Origin of the sequence: Lentibacillus halodurans (genome assembly GCF_900112045.1) — a bacterium.
GTDB lineage: Bacteria > Bacillota > Bacilli > Bacillales > Amphibacillaceae > Lentibacillus > Lentibacillus halodurans.
This window is the reverse complement of sequence record NZ_FOJW01000013.1, coordinates 17,078-35,803: the sequence shown is the minus strand read 5'-3', so window position 1 is coordinate 35,803 and position 18,726 is coordinate 17,078. Positions and strand designations below refer to the sequence as shown.

Here is an 18,726-nt window from a genome sequence, read left to right as displayed (position 1 = left end):
GAATTGGGATAAAAAATGCCAAAATGTTATCACCTGCTGTCATCCCGATTTCATCATTCATCCAAAAAGGCGGGAAAATATGCTGACATTTATAGCTTATACCTTGTTGCTGATGACATTGGTATTTGTCGTACTTGCTGTTATGGGCAGATATCAGATGTATTGGGCTGCGGCATTGAGCAACTACATTTTCAGTTTTTTGGCCGGATTTTCAATTGGCCAGCTTACGGTCGGATTGACATTTGTTTTCCTTATGCTTGCCATTGCGCATTCGTTTAACCGGATAAAAAATAGGTTGCATTATATGGGATTTTTGCTGTCAGGATTGGTCATTGGTGCACTGCTGTTGATATTCGTTAAGTCATGGCTGTTTTGGCCGTTTTGGGTTTTGATTAATTGAACGATACCGTTCGAACTAATACAAAATGTGACTACTTTGAGAGTCATACTGGAACTTTTGTACCTTTATCAATGGAACCTCTTCTCATGACATCAAAGAAGCAGCATGAATATGTCATAATTTTTCTTGGAAAATGTCGTTTATTTGGACCTACATTCGATCCTAGTAAAAAGGGACTGCCATCTGTAATGGTTAACTTGTTGACTATCATTATCAATTCCTAGTTTGGCAGGATTTAAAGCTGACATTGGTGCGAATTTATGGAAGGAGATTTCGATGAAAATCAATCATCTGCTGTTTTCAGTTTCAGAACTGGAAAAATCAATTCAATTCTATCAGGAAGTATTTGGGGCCAAACTGCTGGTCAAAGGCAGAAGCACAGCTTATTTCGATTTGGATGGCCTGTGGCTGGCATTAAATGTGGAAAAAGATATCTCTCGGAATGAAATACACGAGTCTTATACGCATACAGCATTCTCCATCGATGAGTCAGAATTTGATGATACGTACACGAAATTGGAGCGCCTTGGTGTCAATATTTTAACAGGCCGCCCAAGAGATAAGCGGGACAAACAATCGATCTATTTTACGGATCCTGACGGCCATAAGTTTGAGTTTCATACAGGAACTTTAAAGGACCGGGTCGAATATTATAAAGAGGCTAAACCACATATGACATTTTACGATTAGAGGGCCCCAGATAAAATTAACCCTTTACAAGGTTATTGGCAAATAATTACAAGATCGCCATGATTTTTTAGGTAGCTTATCTGAACCGGGTCACTGCGGACGTTTATTCGAAAAGGTCCGGACGTCAACGCCTGCACGAAACAAGCTTTTGGTATTCCATTATGGAATCGTTCCTTATTTTTTCGTTGCTTTCCAAATTGTCCAGCGGTCTTGTTCAATAATATTATCAGTGCCAAGCTGTTTGTCAATATGTCGGATAAGTTGTTCTAACTCGTTATCATTTAATTCGTGTAAAATGGACCGGCCACTTCTGGAATGGATATCTGTGAACAATTTCTCTTTTGAGGCATATTTTTTTCTGGTTTCCCAGATCTTGAATGATTGTATATCCTTGAATCCGGATACTTTTAAAGCATTAAATACTTGGTTGCTGTTATGACGCCGCGCCATTTCCAGTTCCGCCAGACGAGGAAATAGGGAAAATATATAACCTCTAATGTGATGATTTGTTCCTTTGAGCAGGCAGTCTGCTGGGGTTCTGTCCTGGATAATAATAGTCCCCTCTTCCTTCATAATGCGATTGGCTTCTGCAAAGCATGACTGTAAATCAGTAAGATGATGAATTAGTGCACGTTCAAGTATAAAGTCAAATGTATGATCAGGTAAGCCTGTTTGAATTGCATTCCCAATCCGAAAATTAATTTGTGTGTAATATCGGCAATTTGACTCAGCACCGTCAATCATTGCCTGAGAAAAATCCAATCCAGTTATATTTGGAATCCCCATACCAGCGAGAGCTTTCGAATAAATGCCGCCGCCACATCCAATATCGGCAGCATGGTCAATTTTTTCGATATCTATTAATTTTGTAACAGCATTTATCCAGCCAGCGTCAGCCGTTCTCGTAGTGTAGGTTTTCTGGTTATTGTTATCATGAAAATTAATCGGCATTGAACTCACTCCCTGCGTAACGTTGTGTTTGAAATAAGTATATACTGTTTAAAAGCAAAATGATAATATTAATCTATCATTCATTTTGATAATTATATTTTATTGGCTAAAAGGTGGTACATCATAAATGTTGAAAGCGATTATGTTTGATTTGGATGATACATTGATTTGGGATGAAAAAAGTGTTGATCAGGCGTTTAAAAAGGTTTTCGGGATCGCTTCCCAAAAATCGGATGTTGACCCAGAAGCGCTTGAACAAAGGATTCGGAAAAATGCTCAAAAGCTTTTCGCTTCCTATGATACATATGATTTCACCGAAATGATTGGCATCAGCCCGTTTGAAGGCTTATGGGGCGAATTTGACGATGAAGGGGAGTCTTTCAATCGGTTGAAAGAAATCGCTCCCAAATATCGGAAAAAAGCCTGGACAATATCATTGCAGGAATCGGGCGTTGATAATCCGCAGCTGGCCTTCGAGCTCGCGGAAGTATTTAAGACCGAACGTGGGAAAAAACAGTTTGTTTATGAGGAAACATTTGACGTGTTGAATGCATTAAAAGGTAAATATCGGCTGCTTATGCTGACGAACGGTTCACCCGACCTGCAGTGGAGAAAACTTGCCATAACACCGGGATTAAAACCTTATTTTGACCATATTGTGATATCAGGCGGTTTCGGAAAGGGCAAACCGAATCCTTCTATTATGGATCATGCGCTTGGATTGCTCTCTGTTGAGAAGGATGAAGTCATCATGGTGGGCGATAACCCGTATTCGGATATACTGGGCGCATCGAGAGCTGGTATTCCGTCTGTCTGGATTAATCATCATGCAGCTGATATTAACGATGTCAGGCCGACTTATGAAATATCCAGGCTGAAGGAACTTTTGAACGTATTAGAACAGATAGATAGATAAATGTCAAAATTTTTTCATTGGAAGTGGACGCATTAAAAAGAACTATACGTTGTAAGGCATTGTGAAGCCAAAGGGCAAAACCCAGAGGAATCACTTACTGAAAAAGGATTTAGACAAGCTGAAGATTTAGCTGAATTTTTTTCGGATATTGACGCTGACTATATCGTGTCAAGCCCCTATCTGCGTGCATTTCAATCCGCCATTCCACTTAGTGAGAAGAAAAAGATTATAATTGAGAAAGATAAGCGTCTGTCGGAAAGGATTTTAAGTACCAAAGATTTGCCTGATTGGCTTGAAAAATTGAAAGCAACGTTTGATGATATGGATGTGATCTTTGAAGGCGGAGAGTCGAGCAGAGAAGCTATCAACCGTGCACTCGGCATTGTGGAAGATGTTATAGTGAGTGAATACGAACAGGTGATTATGGTTACGCACGGAAATTTGATGGCTTTGCTGTTAAAATATTTTCGGAATGACTTTGGGTTTGAGCAATGGAAGAATTTATCCAACCCAGATGTCTATCTTATCAGTTTTAACCACAAGGAAACGCATGTAGAACATTTATGGAGAGGAAATGGGTGATAAGTATGAACAAATTGCTGTTGCATATCGAAGGCTTCATGGTATTATTATTGACTATTTGCTTATATGTATTTTTTGAATTCAGCTGGGTTTGGTTTTTCGTATTGCTGCTAGCACCTGATCTCTCAATGCTGGGTTATTTGATCAATCATAAAACAGGTGCTTGGATTTATAATATATTCCATACCTATAGTTTGAGTATTGGCATTGTTCTTTTCGGATTTCTCTTGACGAATTCAATATTGCTGGCTTTAGGACTGATCATGACTGCCCATATTAGTATGGACAGGATGATTGGTTATGGTCTTAAGTATCCGTCCGGTTTTAAAGAAAATCATTTAAATCGTGTGTGAAGCTAGAAACGCTTGGAAAATTGTTCATATAAGAGGGCGTGTGAAGATGACTAAAACATTTATGCAAATAAGCAGATTATTTTTAGGGATTGTTTTTTTGGTTGCTGGTATAAACGGTTATCTTGTCATCTTTGGAATTGCCCCCTTTATAGCAACTAGTCCCGATGCAATGGTATTATTTGAGTTTGAATATCTATTAATAGCAGAAAAATCCTTGGAAGTCATATGTGGCATTTTACTCCTAATCAATCAATATATCCCTTTAGCCGTTGCAATATTATCGCCAGTTGTCACCAATATTTTCTTACTTCATTTGTTTCTGGACCATTCACTGCTTCCCTTAGCAATAATGCTTGTCCTCACGCTTGGTTATTTATTGTTTTATTACAGAAAAAACTATATGAGTATATTGGAAAGAAAACCCGACCCTTCTGAGTAAAAATCCTGTTCAATGAAAGGGTGCCTAGTTAAATCGTAAGAAACGCTTGGGTTATACGCCTTCCAAGCGTTTCTGATTTAAAAATACGTTCATTTAGTCTTCTTTTTTAGTCAGTTGGGATTTATGGTATTGTTATTTTTCCATAGCATGCTAACTTTTTAACCTTTTTTTCATAGCTTTTTTACAAATCAACTGCTGTCACGTCAGTAATTTCCTCCAGTTCTTTCAGTTCATCCAGACCATCCTTCTCTAAATACTTATCAATGGTCAGGATCATAATGGCATCGCCGCCGATGTCAGATCGGTCAACCTGCATGGTGGCAATGTTAATATCATGCTTGGCCAGAAGGCTCCCCATTTTTCCGATGACACCAGGCAAGTCTTGATGGTGGATGATAACGATGTGCCCTTCCGGCATCACATCAACACTGTAGTGATCGACCCGGACAATACGGGCACCAAGTCCATTCAACAGCGTACCGGAAACACGTCGGACGCCTGATTTAGTTTTTACTTCAACCGTTATCATGTTGGTGAACCCTTTTGTTGTTGAGGTGCGATTTTCATGAATGGTGATGTCCTTTTTTTCGGCAAGATACAGGGCGTTAACGTCATTGACATGGCTTCCGAGGTGTCGCTGCAGCAGTCCTTTTACAGCATTTCGGGTGATTGGTGCTATTTTCACGTCTGAGAGTTTACCAGAATAATAGATGTTCACTTCTTCCGGGACATCTTTCGTTAAATGGATTAGAAAATGGCCCAGTTTTTCAGCCAAATGGAAGTATGGTTCGATCTGACTGAGAATGTCACTCGGCACGGACGACAAGTTGACCGGATTTTTGACCAGATCACCTGTCAAATGACTGAGGACATCCTGGCAGACGTCGATGGCTACATTCTCCTGTGCTTCAACGGTGCTGGCACCTAAATGCGGCGTGGCAATCACTTGTGGCAAATCTAACAGTCTATGGTCCTGAAATGGCTCCTCTTCCAAGACGTCGATGGCTGCACCCGCTGCTTTTCCAGAAACAAGTGCATCATACAACGCCGCTTCATCAATGATCCCGCCGCGGGCACAATTGACGATATGCACGTCGTTTTTCATCATTTCGAAAGCTTCAGGGCCGATCATGTGTCGCGTTTCTTTCAGGAGTGGGGTATGGACGGTAATGTAATCCGCTTGTTTTAAAACATCCTCAAACCCACCATAGTCAACACCCATTTTTTCTGCTTTTTCCTCGGTTAAAAATGGATCGTATGCCATGACATTCATTCGCTGTCCTTTGGCTCTGTAGGCAACTTCAGTACCGATGCGTCCCAGTCCTATAATGCCGAGTGTTTTATTTTTTAATTCAACGCCAACATACTTAGAGCGCTCCCACCTGTGATTTTTTAAGGCAAAATGAGCCTGGGGAATTTTCCGGGAAAGCGCCATAATCATCGCCATCGTATGTTCTGCCGCTGAATTGGTATTGCCGTTGGGTGCATTAACGACAATGATGCCATATTCCGTAGCAGCGTCAAGATCAATATTATCGACACCAACACCGGCACGGCCAATAATTTTCAGATTGATCGCTTTCTCAATAATCTCCCGTGTTACTTTGGTCTGGCTCCGTACCAGCAATGCGTCGAATTCCGATATCCGGTTTTTTAATTCTTCCGGTATTAAACCGGTATCTCCTACGACTGTTACGAATTCGCTCTTTTGGAGAACATCGAGACCTTCATGGCTGATTGGATCTGCCATTAATATGTTAAACATTTTAAGAACCTCCTGAAAGCAAGATTTCCTGCGCTGCACGAGTTCCGCTTCCGAGCTCAACCTGCTTGCCGATTTTTCGTAAGGCGACTTCAATGATACTAATCGTTTGCAGGATATCTGCCGGTGAGCAGTAGCCCATATGGCCGATCCGGAATATTTTGCTTTTCAAATGTTTTTGCCCGCCTGCTACAGTTAGGTTGAATTCTTTTTTGAGCACGTTCCGGAGTATATCCGGATCAAAATCGTCCGGTCTGATGGCTGTCGTGGTGGGAGAAGCGGCCTTATCGCTTGTTAAGAGCGGAATTCCAAGTGAACGGAAAGCAGATCTGGTCATGTTCATCATTTGCCGGTGTCTGGCAAAAGCCTCCTCAAGCCCCTCCTGTTCGATAAGCTCAAGCATCTGCTTCAAGCCAAACAATAGCGATACTGCAGGTGTGAAAGGTGTTGTATCATTTTCCAGCTGATCGCGGTATTTAGTTAAATCAAGATAGAAAGAAGGCCGGTCGTTCTTTTCGATAACCTTCCAGGCACGTTCACTCACGGCAGCAAACGTGAGTCCGGGCGGGAGCATCAGCGCCTTTTGCGAGCCACTGATTAGTATATCGATAGCCCACGCATCCATTTTCACTTCCACACCACCGACACAGGAGACACCGTCAACGATGAATAACGCATCGGAATGTTGCCGGATAATCTGTCCCAACTCCTGAATAGGATTCAAGACCCCGGTAGAAGTCTCACAAAAGGTAGCGAACACAGCCTTAATGCCAGGGTGATTTTTAAGATAATCTTTTATTGCTCCCGGTTCCACGGCTTCTCCCCATTCAACATCATGGCGATTAATAGCGATCTGATATTCTGCGCAAATTTGAACAAAGCGATCCCCAAAGGCACCTGTCACAATAACGAGCACTTTATCACCAGGATGGACTGCATTGACTACCGCGGACTCCAAACTGGCAGTACCGCTTCCGGACATAATCAGCACGTTCTGCTTTGTTCCGAAAATAGGCTTTAAAGCTGGTTGAATGCTATGTAATAAGTGTTTTGTTTCTTGATCACGATGACCGATCATCGGCTGATTCATGGCTCGCTGGACACTTGGAGGGATCGGGCTCGGACCGGGAATGCGAAGAAATTGGTGATCAGGCAGCATGCTATTCTCCTTTCCTGATGAAAAACGTTCATTTGATTTAATTAGCATAGCAAAAATGTCACTTTTGTCAATAAATTTGGTTAATTTAAAATTCGGATTTCAATTCAGGTTTAAGATTGACAGGCTATCATGCTTAATCATCACGATAGACAAACTAAACCATAAAGAGTATTCTTAAAATTATAAAATGATAACTGTGGGGAGTGATTTTTTGCGTATTGTCATATTAGGTGCGGGGGCATTAGGTGTATACTTTGGGGTGCGCTGGATTGAGTTGGGATCGGATGTGACATTTTTAGTAAGAGAAAAGCGGGCAGCACAAATTAGAGAGAATGGATTAAAAATAAATAGCACTCAAGGGGATTATGAGATAAAAAATCCCCAGGTGGCAACAGAACCCAGCGAGATTGAGTCTGCAGATCTCGTGCTGGTGAGTGTAAAGGGTTACCATTTAGACGGTACGTTGGCCCATTTAAAGGCCCTAACGAATAAAGGCGCTTATGTACTGCCGGTATTAAACGGTATCGAACATATCAGTGTTCTGCAGGAAGAGCTTGGCAAGGAGAAGGTCATCGGTGGTCTGTCATTCATTTTTGCCTCGTTGAACGATAAAGGTCATGTTGAACAGTCCGGCGATATGCATCATTTAATTTTTGGCCCACTGGAGTCCTCACAGCAAGGTATTTGCAGAAGACTGGAGGAGTTTTCCCGAGATGCTGGATTCATTTCCAAATACAGTGACAATATTTCATTAGAACTCTGGAAAAAATATATGTTCATCACTGCGCTGTCTGGCGTAACAACAGCTGCCAACCTGCCAATTGGAGCGATCCGTGAGCATGCAGAAACGTTCCATATTGCTAAGATGATCCTTCGTGAAATGCAATCATTGGCAGCAGCATATGGTGCGGAGATTCCTGATCAAGAGGTTGAATCGGCTATTCAGAATGTACACGCGCTGGATCCTGAGGCCACATCATCCATGCACAAGGATCGGAGAAAAGGATTACGTCTTGAGGTTGATCATTTGCAGGGTGGGGCGGTACGGCTGGCAGAGAATACGGGTTTGGAAGTTCCATATATCAGAGCTGTTTTGGGGCTGATTAAGCCTTTCGAGCGAGAGTGAGTGTTGAGTGTATAGAGAACTTTATTACAATTCTATGAAATGTTGGCGTTTTATTGGGGGCGTCAAACTTCCAATGTAGTTGAATTAACCGCCCTGCAATCGAATAGCAAGCAGGCAAGCAGGGCAGTTTTTTTAAAAAAGCTTTTTGATCGCATCCCTTGTTGGCTTAAACGTTAAACAATACATACCATAACAAGCGAAATTAGAGTTAATACTGGTATTCTACACTGCATTTACACTTCTCCAAGTCAGCAAGGATGATGAATACGTCCGAAATGATTTTTGTATGAATAAAGGGGGATGAATCATTGATTTTGCGACAAGATCATTTGAAAGTCCGGCACTTCGAGAAAAACGATAGCCATCTGCTCGCAAAATGGCTGTCTGATCCGTCAGTACTTGAATTTTATGAGGGAAGGGACAATCCATTTGATTTACAAAAGGTTAATCAAAATTTTTATGGACGTAATGATAAGGTTATCAGATGTATTGCCGTATTTTGTGGTGTAGATATAGGCTATATTCAATTTTACATGCTGGATGAGGAAACACGCGGAATTTATGGTTATGATGGAACTGAAGTCATTTATGGAATGGATCAATTCATTGGTGAAACTGAATATAGGAATAGGGGCTTTGGAACGCTGCTTGTCTGTTCGATGGCAAGTTACTTAATTGAACAGGAACAGGCAGAACGCGTGGTGATGGATCCACAGGTTAGGAATGAGAGAGCCATTCGGTGCTATCTGAAGTGTGATTTAAAAAAAGTGCGGCTTCTCCCCGAACATGAATTACATGAAGGTCAATACCGGGATTGCTGGTTAATGGAATACGTAAAATAGAGAACCTCTTTCACTTGAAGGTTCTCCATTGAATTATCAGCCCTCCATCATTTGCTTCCGCCGGTGTTCTTCTGACAAAAAACTGAAAAAAGTCTGCAGGCCGAATTTCGGCTTGGCTTTAATATGGTTAATATATTTATCTTTCGTATAATCATTCACATGCTCACTATTTTTAATTCGCTTAATTATATGATCCATTCCGATTTGCTGTATTTCTTTATTCACATGTCTGGATTCTTTATACAGGGCAGCTCCGATCGCACCTAATAATGCATAGATTCCGAGTGCGATCATCATGTCCTGACTGTAACCTGTGATAATCAGCATAAAAAATAGATTGATAACTGAAATACTCAGTAATGGTATAGCAACAAACATATACTTAGAACTTTTCTTAAGCTTTGGCCTCACAAGTTCATCAATAATTTCTAGTTCTCTCTCGATGAAAGTGGGCATACCTTTGGACGTAAATTGATTCATATTCGCTATCCGCTCCTTAATAATTTAAAAATCAAGCGTCCGGCAATCTGTTGTCAGATGATGCCAATCCAAATGATTGAATTGAAACTTGGTATGAAAAAAGACCTGACCACATATGACTGGCAAGGTCTTGCTAACAACAATCCGCTGCCAGCAAAGCCGAGATCATTTTCCGAATTGACGACTTTGCTGTAAAAGCTACTCCCCTTAAGGAATTTTTATGCTTTATTATTATTATATAATGATAACCTATTATTGTCATATTAAAAGCTTTAGATAAAAAATTTTTCGATTAATGGTCAAAAAGGCAGGATTACACTAGCTTTTGGCGAAAATCTTTAGATAAAGATCTTTTATAATCCGTCAGCAAATCGGCAATATTGAAAGTAAGATTATACCATATTGGAGGGAGTTATATTGGCAACAATTGAGGATTTTATGGAACTGGATATACGTGTTGGGACTGTTTTGAAGGCTGAACCGTTTCCGGAGGCAAAAAAGCCGGCGATTAAATTAAAAGTTGATTTTGGTGAGGATATTGGGATTAAGCAATCTTCGGCCCAAATCACCCGGAGATATGAACCGGATCAGCTTGTTGGTCGTCAAGTGGTCGGTGTCGTGAATTTTCCGCCGATGCGGGTTGCCGGTTATAAATCGGAGGTGCTGGTCATTGGCGGTGTTCCGGAAGAGGATGATGTTGTGCTATTGAAACCGGATGAATCGGTCGAAAATGGTACGCGAATTTCGTAACATGGTGTTTTTGAAGGGAGATTCCATTATGCCGACATGTCAGAATTGCGGGAAGGAATGGTCATGGGGTGAGACGATGAAAAGTATGATGCGGATTCGTATCAGTATGGAATGTCCCCATTGTGGTGAAAGGCAATACCAATCAGCCACATCAAGAACCCGAAGCAGTATGATTGGAATATTGCCGATACCGCTTGTCTTTATTTTCCCATACATAAGTGGTATGACGGTTTGGATCGCTTTAATCCTGGCTATCATTCTAAGCGCTGTTATGGTGAGTATCATGCCGTTTTTTCTGAAATTAGCAAGTAAAGAAGAGCCTTATTGGTAGGAGGAGTGTCATGCGGAAAGTTGAAGTTGTTCCTTACGACACACTTTGGCCGTTTCAATTTGATATTGAAGCACAAAAATTGCAGAGAATTTTGGGTGGAGAAACACTTGACATCTATCATATTGGAAGCACATCTGTGAAAGGCCTGTATGCAAAACCAGTTATCGATATCATGCCGGTGGTTAGAGATATTAACCGGATTGATCAGTTTAATCGTGATATGGAAACACTTGGTTATGAAGCGAAAGGGGAAAATGACATGGCAGGTCGCCGCTTTTTTAGAAAGGGAGGGGACCATCGTACACATCATGTACATATTTTTGAAAAGGGAAATACCCACATTGGACGACACCTGGCATTCCGGGATTTTTTTCGTCACCATTCGTATGAAGCGGACAACTACAGCCGTTTAAAGCTGGATTTGGCCGCTCGTTTTCCTGATGATATGGATGCTTATATTAAAGGGAAAGATCGCGTTGTTAAAGAAATTGAGCGAAATGCCTTGGTGTGGTGCCAGAAAGGGGCTTTGCCAGAATCTGAAGGATATTTTTGAGCCTCAACTTGAGGACGTTTTTGTAACAGTTTCAGCCGAACCCATGTGAACTTCAGCCAAAACTGTGACAATATGAGCAGATCCATTTTTTTAGCCCAACTGGTCAAACTCCCGTACGGCAAAATGCCTAGCTTGAAATCCGCTCCTGCTTTTGCGGCTGCTTCATAATCGATGCCATGAGCAGTACGCCGGCCATCCCCAGCACCAAAAACCCTAAACTCATCATGTAGCCCGGCACGATTCCCCCAATTGTAACGGCAGCACCGCCGATGATCATCATGCCCTGTTCCATGAAGCTGTCGATTGCCAGGTAAGAGCTGCGCTGTGACTCAGGTGTAAGCTCGGCCAGCAAACCTTGTCGAACGGGAACCAGGACAAGTTCGCCGAGTGAAATCAAAATCATAAAACCGACCAGAAGCGATGGCGTAACTGTAAAACTGAGCAGTGCATAGCTGATGACATAAATTGTCATGCCGCAGATTAACCTGCTGTAATCAGAGGTGCGTTTGATGAGCCAAGTGACCAGACTTACTGCAAATACAACAATTAGTGTGTTTTCTGCCTGCAGAATACCCGTCATATTGATCCCATTAATCGAGAGTGAACCGAACCAGGTTGTTTCTGCCATATTTTTTTCCAGGTTTACCGCGATATAATTGGTTAAATGACTTTCGAGTGACAGGACAAGCATCGATGCGATCATGAACGTCATAAAAAGTCGATCTTTAAAAACAGATTGATAATTACTTAATATGGATACGGGTTTCACGCTCTCTTTAGAATTGACTTTCACAAACGTCTCGTTGATGAAAAGAAGCGTGACAAGACCGGAAGCCAGCGTGACTGCTGCTACCGCCAAGAACAAATAAAAATGAAAGTCTTCAAACAGGAAAGCACCAGTTATGCTGCCGATTGCCATGGCCAAGTTGGAAACCCAGTACTGGGCAGTGAAAACAAAATTCCGCTCTTTTTTACGGACGAGATCGTAAATCATCGCCGTTGATACAGGAAGGTACAGTCCGTTGAAAAACATGTTTACCATAAAAAGCACAAAACTGACATATGGCATGATTGTCCAGGGTGAATTAAAGCAGGCTATCGCCAGAAAGGAAAGCCCCATTGCTATTTCGGACAGAACAAGCAGTTTTTTGCGGCCAATCTGATCGGACACGTAACCGCCCAGGAAGCCACCGATGATGCCCGAGCTAATCACCAGCATGACAAGAATACCGGTGATTTTTGCCCCGACAAGCTGACTAAAATAGATGGCTATGAACGGCATAATGGCCATTGTTGTCATGGTGGTGGCAAACTGCAGATACAGCCGTATTTTAATGGAGCGGTGCAGCTGGCTAAATTGGCTCATTGATGTACCTCCTAAACTCCAAATAGGCGAAGAGCCTGATTTTTAAATGTGCTGGTTTGGTGGGCGTTAGCATGGTCGGTAAACGAGAGGCGCATGCCCATGAGGAAAGCAAGATAGCCATAGCTAACCTCTTCAGGATTACTTTCCGGTAAAAATCCTTTATTCACTCCGGTTCTCACAATGTCTTGAATGAATTTCCGGAACTCGTTTGCAAATTCATCGAGTGCCTCGATCTCCTTGAAGCGTTCAGGCTGGCCGATGACATACTGAATGACTCGTAAGTAATGCTCTCTTTCCATAAAAAAGTTAATATGCTGTTCTACAAGATTTTTCAATTTGATCAGTGTCATGGATGCCATATCCTCACGGGCATCGTGTATGTGATTTCTGAATTCCTGGAGCGGTGCTGTCACACAGATCCGGAAAAGTGCTGCTTTGTTTTCGTAATAGGTAAAAACCGTGCCAAAGCTGATACCGGCTTCTTGCGCTATGTCTTTAATCGTCGTTTTGGAATAGCCGTTTTCAGCGAAAAGCTTTAGTCCGGCTAGAAAAATTTGTTGACGTTTTTCATTGGATTTAGGTTTAGCCATTTTAGGAGGTTCCTTTTTTAAATGATTGATTAATCAATCATATTATAGTTGAAAGATTTCATTTTTGCAATCATGAAAGGAGTTTTGTGACATATATCGAATCCAAGAGAGGAGGGATGAAAAAATGGATTTTAAAATAATAACACAACAGCAGGCAGAAGAAATCGCATACCAATGGCACTATGATGGTAAGTATGCTTTTTATGATATGGATACCGATGAAGAAAATCTGATCAACGGGAAAGCACGCCTTCGCTGTTATAAAAGATTTGGAGGTGATCGGCTTTTTTGGACTTAATTTAATGCGTTGTCGGGAACTGGTACATGATTATCTATGTCCAGGACATATTGGTTTTGCCTGATTACCAGAATGCTGGCCTCGAATCACAATTGATGGAGAAGTTGTTAGTTAGGATATCAGGGTGTGCGCGAGAAAGTGCTTTTGACACATAATGAACCGGTAATAAGATCTTTTTATGAAAACCATGGAATTCACATTGTGTGACCAGGGTGATGCGGTTGCTTTTGCCAGGTTTGCCTGAGATAACATTACGAGTTTTCGCTATTGGGAATAATCCGGTAGCCATCAGCAGGAATATCAAATTCGAAATAAGCAAATAAAACCGCTTTCACGATTTGATATACTGGTATTAATAAGGTGTATCAGCCGATAAGTAATAGTGGAGGTAGCTTTTGTCCCAGCTTCATCAGCTTTTAGCTTTATCCTAAATGTCCATACTTGAGTTGTAAGCTGAAAAGTATGAACGGTTATCGAAAAAATAGTCATACGGGGTATATGATATCAAGTATCATGTGATATGGGTGACAAAGTACAGATATAAAGTGTTACGGGGCCATATAGCAATAAGAACAAGGGAATTGATCAGGCAAGGGTCAGGCAAAGGGAATTACTATTTCACAAAGTAGTGTCGGCAAAAAGTAAGGTTGACAACGAAAGTGGTCGTGTAGTAACAACTGCATAGTGGACAAACCTCTCGTAATTGCATAGTAGCCTATGACATGAGAGGTTTTAAAAAAAAACAGGTAAAAAGAACTCCTTGAATTAAATTAATCCAGCATTCCTGCTATAATGGAAGCAACAGAACGGAGGATTAAAATGCGAATTAAAATCACAAGTGTATTTGTAGAAGATCAGGAGAAAGCGCTGCAATTTTATACGGAGGTTCTAGGGTTCCAGAAAAAAATGGATATGCCTGCAGGAGATTATAAATGGCTGACCGTTGTATCGCCTGAAGATCCGGATGGCGTGGAACTGCTTTTGGAGCCGAATGATAACGATGCGGCCAAAACTTATCAAAAGGTGATCTATGAGCAGGGAATCCCGATCACGTCTTTTGTCGTGGATGACATTCATGCGGAATATGACCGTCTGAAAAAGCATGGGGTGGAATTTTCGATGGAGCCGACTGATGCAGGTCCGGTTATGTTTGCGATTTTCGATGATACGTGTGGGAACCTAATTCAAATTTCGCAGGCGAGATAGTTCGCGTAGTTGGAAAAAGTATAACGAGGGGGAACGTTTTTATGGAGGGGACACAAGTGAGTGTGAAGCTTTTGGAGGAATTGCGGGAAGTTTTAGCTGAAGACCGTGTGACAACCAATGAGACTATATTGGAGCAGCATAGTTCGGACGAATCATATCACACACCGTACTTGCCGGACATTGTCGTATTTCCGGAAAATGCTGATGAAGTAAGGGATACGATTAAACTGGCGAACAAGTATGATGCACCTGTTGTGCCATATGGGTATGGATCCAGTCTTGAGGCTAGTGTTATCCCACAGCAGGGCGGCATTGTGATTGATTTTGCCAATATGAACAGGGTTTTGGAAGTACGGGAAGATGACTTTCTTGTTAAAGTGCAGCCAGGCGTAACCCGATCACAGTTGGAAAAGGAACTGAAAAAGTATGGTCTTTTTTTTACGGTTGACCCTGGTGCTGATGCAACACTTGGGGGAATGGCGGCGACAAACGCCAGTGGTACAACATCGGTTAAATATGGCATCATGCGGGACAGTGTACGTGATCTGGAAGTTGTACTGGCAGATGGGTCGATCATACATACCGGCAGTTTGGCAGCCAAATCATCGTCAGGTTATAATATGAACGGGCTCTTCGTCGGATCAGAAGGGACACTGGGCTGTTTTACTGAACTGACACTGAAAGTCATCGGGATTCCTGAGCATATTATGGCTGCGAGGGCAGAGTTTGTCAGTGTTGATGATGCAGTGGATGCTGTCATCGCTATTATGCAAGCTGGAATCCCGATTGCCCGGGTGGAGCTCGTGGATGAGGAAGCTATTAAGCAAATGAATCTATATAGTGATACTGATTATCATGAAGTTCCTACGTTATTTCTGGAGCTGCACGGAAATAAGGCAGGACTAAAGCAAGATATCACGTTTATGGAAGAAATTGTCCGTGATATGCGATGCCGGCAAATTGAATTTGAGACGGATACGGCTGGACGCAATAAGTTGTGGGAAGCACGGCACAATGCGGCATATGCATTCATTCACAATCATCCGGGAAGAAAACAGATGGTCACCGATGTTTGCGTACCTATTTCCGAATTGGCTGGTGCGGTGAAAGACGCTAGAGAAGCGATTGGTGAATCCGGACTTTCCGGCGGTATTGTCGGACATGTCGGTGATGGGAATTATCATATCCTATTGATGCTTGATCCCGGAAATCCGGACGATATTGAACGAGCAAATCAGCTGAATGAGAGAATTGTCGGTTATGCACTGGAGCGCGGCGGCACCTGTACCGGCGAACATGGCGTGGGCACAGGCAAACAAAAATATCAGGAACGCGAACACGGGCATGCGCTCAGTGTTATGCGCAAAATCAAACGCGTGTTGGATCCGGATGATACGTTGAATCCAGGAAAAATCATAGAATAATCAAAGCGGAAAACGAGCGAGAAACAGCGGGACAAAGCACTTTATAGATTATCATGATAAAAAAACAGCTTGCAGAGTCTGTATCCTGCAAGCTGTTTATCGTTATCCCCAAATTTCTTTTGCAACGTCCACAACAAATTTCAATTTTGCCCATTGCCGTTCTTCGGTTAATTCATTGCCATGATGGGTGGAGGCAAACCCGCATTGCGGACTGAGACATAGCTGATCAAGCGGCACATAGTCGGATGCAGCTTTAATGCGTGCAACCACATCACCTCTGTCTTCCAATTCTCCAGACTTGGATGTAATGACGCCGAGTACAACTCGCGGGCCACCTTCTGGAATGTATTTGAGCGGGTTGAATCCTCCTGAACGTTCATCATCGTACTCCAGGAAAAATCCGTCCACATTACCTTTTGCAAACAACTTTGGAGCAATCCGGTCATAACCACCCTCGAATGCCCATGTGGAGCGGTAATTACCACGGCATAAGTGCACTGTCACAGTTAAGTCATCCGGTTTGTTCGCCAGACTTTCGTTCAGGACACGGACTGCCAGGTCAATCCGATAATCACGCTGCTCACCCGGGTCCTCATTCCACGGTACATTGTCAGAAGCAAGGCCGGCAATATAAACATCATCCAGCTGCAAATAACGGAGGCCCGCATCGTAAAATGCCTGAATCGCATCCTGATATGTTTTAATAATATCTTCCGCATATTTTTCAAGATCCGGATATATTTCTGGGTTTCTGATTCCATCGTTAAAAAACATGTTTGGGCTTGGAATTGTAAATTTTACAGCATTCCGTCTGTCAACAATGTCAATCAGGTCTTTCAAATCCCGTAGAAACGGGTGATCCGGATTAAAGGATACGTTACCAGTGTTCCTCACATTGCGTTTTTCCGATTCCTGGCCTTTAAACGCATAACCGTGTTCCGGAACATAGCCTTCAAATCCGTTTAAATGTTCCATAAAATCAAGGTGGAAAAATGTGCGGCGGAACTCACCATCGGTAACTGCCTGCAATCCGGCCTCAATTTGCCTGTCCACAACGCGTTTAATTTCTTCATTTTCCACCTCACGCAGTTGTTCAGCAGAAATGCTGCCTTTCTTAAATTCACTTCTTGCCTCATGCAAGCGGTCAGGGCGCAGCAGGCTTCCCACATGATCTGCGCGGAATGGTGCTTTTGTAGTAGTTGTAGTCATTTTCATTCCCTCTTTCCTTTTGTATTTTTATAAAAAGTGGAGCTATTGATGAATCTGCCAGTTCAAGGCAGTATTGCAAAGGATCGTACCGGAAATCCAGTTGCCCCTTTTACTTTTGGCACAATGTTGAAAATTACGGCGCCTTTTGCGGGGACTTTATCGAGATTGGTCATGACTTCCACCTGAAATGTATCCTGGTCAAGTACATAATATTCGGCAACAAGTGCCCCGTTTTTCTGAATGTCAACAGCGGCATCAGTGTCAAAGGTCTCATGTCCGATGGCTTTAATGTTGCGCTGTTCAAACAAAAATTGCAGTGCTTCGACAGACCAGCCGGGTGCATGACTGTTGCCTTTTTCGTCTTGGTTATCAAACGTATCCTGATCCGGCCAGCGTTTACTCCAGTCAGTGCGCAGTGCGACAAATGATCCTGGTTCAATTTCACCATGTTCTTTCTCAAATTCCAGAATATCATCCGGGTATAGTGTGAAATCAGAGTCCTCATCAGCCTCTTTGGATTTGTCAATGACGACTAGCGGGAGAACCAGCTCCTGCAGTTCCAGCTCATGTACATAGCGCTTATCTCCCGGTACAAAGTGAATCGGAGCATCAATATGTGTTCCATATTGCCCCGGAAAAGTGAACTGCTGGGCAAAAAATCCGTCATCATGATCAAAAAGCGTCTCGAACGCTGCCGGATCAAATGCTGAAAAATGAGGGGAGTCAGGACCAAATGCATGTGTCAGATCCACCCATTCTTTTTCTTTCAATAAATTGACTGCTTCAATTAATTTGTTGTTCATTGTATCACTCCATTAGGAAATTACTGAATCAAAAACGGAAATATAAAAAGCCCCTTCATATAAGAAGAGGCTCCGGATACACAATCGCTCACTCTTCTTATCTTTAAGCATAACGCTTTCTGGAATTAGCACAGTCATTGACCGATGCTGAGGCTTCAAAGGGCCAGTCCCTCCACCTCTCTGGATAAGAACGTTTATAATTCAGTTATGATATTAATACTTAGATTACACCCGTTATTTTTGAATGTCAAGAGATTTTCAGAAAGGTTAATAGAATTGAAAAGCACTGATTTTCGCTGAATAACTAAATAGAGGGCTAAACTTGCAGAAAGCTGATTGATCAACACAGTATGTGAAGCAATACATGATTAACTTGTTATCGCTCAGGAATTCTTCATGGATGACATTGGTTAATTGGCTTGAATGGTTGCTTTATTTATCTAGTTAAATTATACTAGATAAAAAGTTTGAAAGCGCATTCAAAATAGGGGGAGAT

Annotated in this window: 22 protein-coding genes, 2 pseudogenes and 1 riboswitch; of the genes and pseudogenes, 16 read left to right on the top strand and 8 right to left on the bottom strand. The window is 42.1% G+C overall.

What is annotated here, in order from left to right:
- Positions 1-79: 79 nt before the first annotated feature.
- Both BM195_RS14430 and fosB read left to right on the top strand, forming a co-directional pair.
- Positions 80-400, top strand: coding sequence for a hypothetical protein (locus BM195_RS14430; protein ID WP_090240045.1), 321 nt, complete (start codon positions 80-82; stop codon positions 398-400).
- A 276-nt stretch (positions 401-676) separates the two neighbouring features.
- Positions 677-1,090, top strand: coding sequence for a metallothiol transferase FosB (gene fosB / locus BM195_RS14425; protein ID WP_425283925.1), 414 nt, complete (start codon positions 677-679; stop codon positions 1,088-1,090).
- Between the two features lie 174 nt (positions 1,091-1,264).
- Here the strand turns inward: fosB and BM195_RS14420 are convergent, their stop codons facing one another.
- Entirely contained in the window at positions 1,265-2,041 is a 777-nt protein-coding gene (locus tag BM195_RS14420; protein ID WP_090240041.1) for a class I SAM-dependent methyltransferase, read from the bottom strand.
- Positions 2,042-2,168: 127 nt separating this feature from the next.
- On the opposite strand from BM195_RS14420, the gene BM195_RS14415 reads away from it, so the two are divergent.
- The 4 genes and pseudogenes from BM195_RS14415 to BM195_RS14400 all read left to right on the top strand — a co-directional run bounded on the left by BM195_RS14415 (position 2,169) and on the right by BM195_RS14400 (position 4,331).
- Positions 2,169-2,957 carry an HAD family hydrolase gene (locus tag BM195_RS14415; protein WP_090240037.1) on the top strand — a complete coding sequence of 263 codons (789 nt, stop codon included), beginning with the start codon at positions 2,169-2,171 and terminating at the stop codon, positions 2,955-2,957.
- Positions 2,958-3,011: 54 nt separating this feature from the next.
- Positions 3,012-3,539, top strand: a pseudogene (locus tag BM195_RS14410) (histidine phosphatase family protein); the annotation flags it as partial.
- 5 nt (positions 3,540-3,544) lie between these two features.
- Positions 3,545-3,892, top strand: coding sequence for a DUF4260 domain-containing protein (locus BM195_RS14405; RefSeq protein WP_090240170.1), 348 nt, complete (start codon positions 3,545-3,547; stop codon positions 3,890-3,892).
- A 46-nt stretch (positions 3,893-3,938) separates the two neighbouring features.
- A complete protein-coding gene (locus BM195_RS14400; RefSeq protein ID WP_090240032.1) occupies positions 3,939-4,331 on the top strand; it encodes a hypothetical protein in 393 nt (130 codons plus the stop codon).
- 181 nt (positions 4,332-4,512) lie between these two features.
- Here the strand turns inward: BM195_RS14400 and serA are convergent, their stop codons facing one another.
- Positions 4,513-6,096 carry a phosphoglycerate dehydrogenase gene (serA, locus tag BM195_RS14395; RefSeq protein WP_090240025.1) on the bottom strand — a complete coding sequence of 528 codons (1,584 nt, stop codon included), beginning with the start codon at positions 6,094-6,096 and terminating at the stop codon, positions 4,513-4,515.
- Between the two features lies 1 nt (position 6,097).
- Positions 6,098-7,252, bottom strand: coding sequence for a pyridoxal-phosphate-dependent aminotransferase family protein (locus tag BM195_RS14390; RefSeq protein WP_090240021.1), 1,155 nt, complete (start codon positions 7,250-7,252; stop codon positions 6,098-6,100).
- A gap of 211 nt (positions 7,253-7,463) precedes the next feature.
- Here BM195_RS14390 and BM195_RS14385 point away from each other — a divergent pair, with 211 nt between their 5' ends.
- Positions 7,464-8,378, top strand: a complete 915-nt coding sequence (locus tag BM195_RS14385; RefSeq protein ID WP_090240017.1) for a ketopantoate reductase family protein — start codon at positions 7,464-7,466, stop codon at positions 8,376-8,378.
- A gap of 308 nt (positions 8,379-8,686) precedes the next feature.
- The gene (locus BM195_RS14380; RefSeq protein WP_090240013.1) at positions 8,687-9,220 is read left to right on the top strand and encodes a GNAT family N-acetyltransferase; all 534 of its coding nucleotides are present in this window, start codon (positions 8,687-8,689) and stop codon (positions 9,218-9,220) included.
- A 36-nt stretch (positions 9,221-9,256) separates the two neighbouring features.
- Here BM195_RS14380 and BM195_RS14375 read toward each other — a convergent pair whose 3' ends face one another.
- The gene (locus tag BM195_RS14375; protein WP_090240010.1) at positions 9,257-9,700 is read right to left on the bottom strand and encodes a DUF5392 family protein; all 444 of its coding nucleotides are present in this window, start codon (positions 9,698-9,700) and stop codon (positions 9,257-9,259) included.
- Between the two features lie 72 nt (positions 9,701-9,772).
- On the opposite strand from BM195_RS14375, the gene BM195_RS18905 reads away from it, so the two are divergent.
- From BM195_RS18905 to BM195_RS14355, 4 genes are all read left to right on the top strand, one after another.
- Positions 9,773-9,895 carry a hypothetical protein gene (locus BM195_RS18905; protein WP_280141271.1) on the top strand — a complete coding sequence of 41 codons (123 nt, stop codon included), beginning with the start codon at positions 9,773-9,775 and terminating at the stop codon, positions 9,893-9,895.
- A gap of 222 nt (positions 9,896-10,117) precedes the next feature.
- A complete protein-coding gene (gene csaA / locus BM195_RS14365; RefSeq protein WP_090240004.1) occupies positions 10,118-10,450 on the top strand; it encodes a chaperone CsaA in 333 nt (110 codons plus the stop codon).
- 28 nt (positions 10,451-10,478) lie between these two features.
- Entirely contained in the window at positions 10,479-10,781 is a 303-nt protein-coding gene (locus tag BM195_RS14360) for a TIGR04104 family putative zinc finger protein (protein WP_170848273.1), read from the top strand.
- 10 nt (positions 10,782-10,791) lie between these two features.
- A complete protein-coding gene (locus BM195_RS14355; protein WP_090239997.1) occupies positions 10,792-11,334 on the top strand; it encodes a GrpB family protein in 543 nt (180 codons plus the stop codon).
- A gap of 127 nt (positions 11,335-11,461) precedes the next feature.
- On the opposite strand, the gene BM195_RS14350 is transcribed toward BM195_RS14355, so the two are convergent.
- Both BM195_RS14350 and BM195_RS14345 read right to left on the bottom strand, forming a co-directional pair.
- Positions 11,462-12,700, bottom strand: coding sequence for an MFS transporter (locus BM195_RS14350; RefSeq protein WP_090239993.1), 1,239 nt, complete (start codon positions 12,698-12,700; stop codon positions 11,462-11,464).
- An 11-nt stretch (positions 12,701-12,711) separates the two neighbouring features.
- Positions 12,712-13,290: a TetR/AcrR family transcriptional regulator gene (locus BM195_RS14345; RefSeq protein WP_090239989.1), complete on the bottom strand. Its 579-nt coding sequence runs from the start codon at positions 13,288-13,290 to the stop codon at positions 12,712-12,714.
- A 124-nt stretch (positions 13,291-13,414) separates the two neighbouring features.
- Here BM195_RS14345 and BM195_RS18385 point away from each other — a divergent pair, with 124 nt between their 5' ends.
- The 4 genes and pseudogenes from BM195_RS18385 to BM195_RS14330 all read left to right on the top strand — a co-directional run bounded on the left by BM195_RS18385 (position 13,415) and on the right by BM195_RS14330 (position 16,218).
- Complete coding sequence (locus BM195_RS18385) at positions 13,415-13,588, top strand: hypothetical protein (RefSeq protein ID WP_170848272.1); 174 nt, start codon at positions 13,415-13,417, stop codon at positions 13,586-13,588.
- A 462-nt stretch (positions 13,589-14,050) separates the two neighbouring features.
- A pseudogene (locus BM195_RS18660) lies at positions 14,051-14,190 on the top strand (transposase); the annotation flags it as partial.
- A gap of 217 nt (positions 14,191-14,407) precedes the next feature.
- Entirely contained in the window at positions 14,408-14,794 is a 387-nt protein-coding gene (locus tag BM195_RS14335; RefSeq protein ID WP_090239981.1) for a VOC family protein, read from the top strand.
- Positions 14,795-14,835: 41 nt separating this feature from the next.
- Complete coding sequence (locus BM195_RS14330) at positions 14,836-16,218, top strand: FAD-binding oxidoreductase (RefSeq protein WP_090239978.1); 1,383 nt, start codon at positions 14,836-14,838, stop codon at positions 16,216-16,218.
- Between the two features lie 102 nt (positions 16,219-16,320).
- Here the strand turns inward: BM195_RS14330 and BM195_RS14325 are convergent, their stop codons facing one another.
- Together BM195_RS14325 and BM195_RS14320 are read right to left on the bottom strand one after the other, a co-directional pair.
- Positions 16,321-17,427, bottom strand: coding sequence for a 5-methyltetrahydropteroyltriglutamate--homocysteine S-methyltransferase (locus BM195_RS14325; RefSeq protein ID WP_090239974.1), 1,107 nt, complete (start codon positions 17,425-17,427; stop codon positions 16,321-16,323).
- 62 nt (positions 17,428-17,489) lie between these two features.
- Entirely contained in the window at positions 17,490-18,230 is a 741-nt protein-coding gene (locus BM195_RS14320; RefSeq protein ID WP_090239967.1) for a cyclase family protein, read from the bottom strand.
- A 94-nt stretch (positions 18,231-18,324) separates the two neighbouring features.
- Positions 18,325-18,421: riboswitch (SAM riboswitch) on the bottom strand.
- Positions 18,422-18,726: the final 305 nt, after the last annotated feature.

Bases quoted from the DNA above. Each gene is read 5' to 3' on its own strand.
- BM195_RS14430 (WP_090240045.1), top strand. From the start codon at position 80: ATGCTGACATTTATAGCTTATACCTTGTTGCTGATGACATTGGTATTT.
- fosB (WP_425283925.1), top strand. From the start codon at position 677: ATGAAAATCAATCATCTGCTGTTTTCAGTTTCAGAACTGGAAAAATCA.
- BM195_RS14420 (WP_090240041.1), bottom strand. From the start codon at position 2,041: ATGCCGATTAATTTTCATGATAACAATAACCAGAAAACCTACACTACG.
- BM195_RS14415 (WP_090240037.1), top strand. From the start codon at position 2,169: ATGTTGAAAGCGATTATGTTTGATTTGGATGATACATTGATTTGGGAT.
- BM195_RS14405 (WP_090240170.1), top strand. From the start codon at position 3,545: ATGAACAAATTGCTGTTGCATATCGAAGGCTTCATGGTATTATTATTG.
- BM195_RS14400 (WP_090240032.1), top strand. From the start codon at position 3,939: ATGACTAAAACATTTATGCAAATAAGCAGATTATTTTTAGGGATTGTT.
- serA (WP_090240025.1), bottom strand. From the start codon at position 6,096: ATGTTTAACATATTAATGGCAGATCCAATCAGCCATGAAGGTCTCGAT.
- BM195_RS14390 (WP_090240021.1), bottom strand. From the start codon at position 7,252: ATGCTGCCTGATCACCAATTTCTTCGCATTCCCGGTCCGAGCCCGATC.
- BM195_RS14375 (WP_090240010.1), bottom strand. From the start codon at position 9,700: ATGAATCAATTTACGTCCAAAGGTATGCCCACTTTCATCGAGAGAGAA.
- BM195_RS18905 (WP_280141271.1), top strand. From the start codon at position 9,773: ATGATTGAATTGAAACTTGGTATGAAAAAAGACCTGACCACATATGAC.
- BM195_RS14360 (WP_170848273.1), top strand. From the start codon at position 10,479: ATGCCGACATGTCAGAATTGCGGGAAGGAATGGTCATGGGGTGAGACG.
- BM195_RS14355 (WP_090239997.1), top strand. From the start codon at position 10,792: ATGCGGAAAGTTGAAGTTGTTCCTTACGACACACTTTGGCCGTTTCAA.
- BM195_RS14350 (WP_090239993.1), bottom strand. From the start codon at position 12,700: ATGAGCCAATTTAGCCAGCTGCACCGCTCCATTAAAATACGGCTGTAT.
- BM195_RS14345 (WP_090239989.1), bottom strand. From the start codon at position 13,290: ATGGCTAAACCTAAATCCAATGAAAAACGTCAACAAATTTTTCTAGCC.
- BM195_RS18385 (WP_170848272.1), top strand. From the start codon at position 13,415: ATGGATTTTAAAATAATAACACAACAGCAGGCAGAAGAAATCGCATAC.
- BM195_RS14335 (WP_090239981.1), top strand. From the start codon at position 14,408: ATGCGAATTAAAATCACAAGTGTATTTGTAGAAGATCAGGAGAAAGCG.
- BM195_RS14330 (WP_090239978.1), top strand. From the start codon at position 14,836: ATGGAGGGGACACAAGTGAGTGTGAAGCTTTTGGAGGAATTGCGGGAA.
- BM195_RS14325 (WP_090239974.1), bottom strand. From the start codon at position 17,427: ATGACTACAACTACTACAAAAGCACCATTCCGCGCAGATCATGTGGGA.
- BM195_RS14320 (WP_090239967.1), bottom strand. From the start codon at position 18,230: ATGAACAACAAATTAATTGAAGCAGTCAATTTATTGAAAGAAAAAGAA.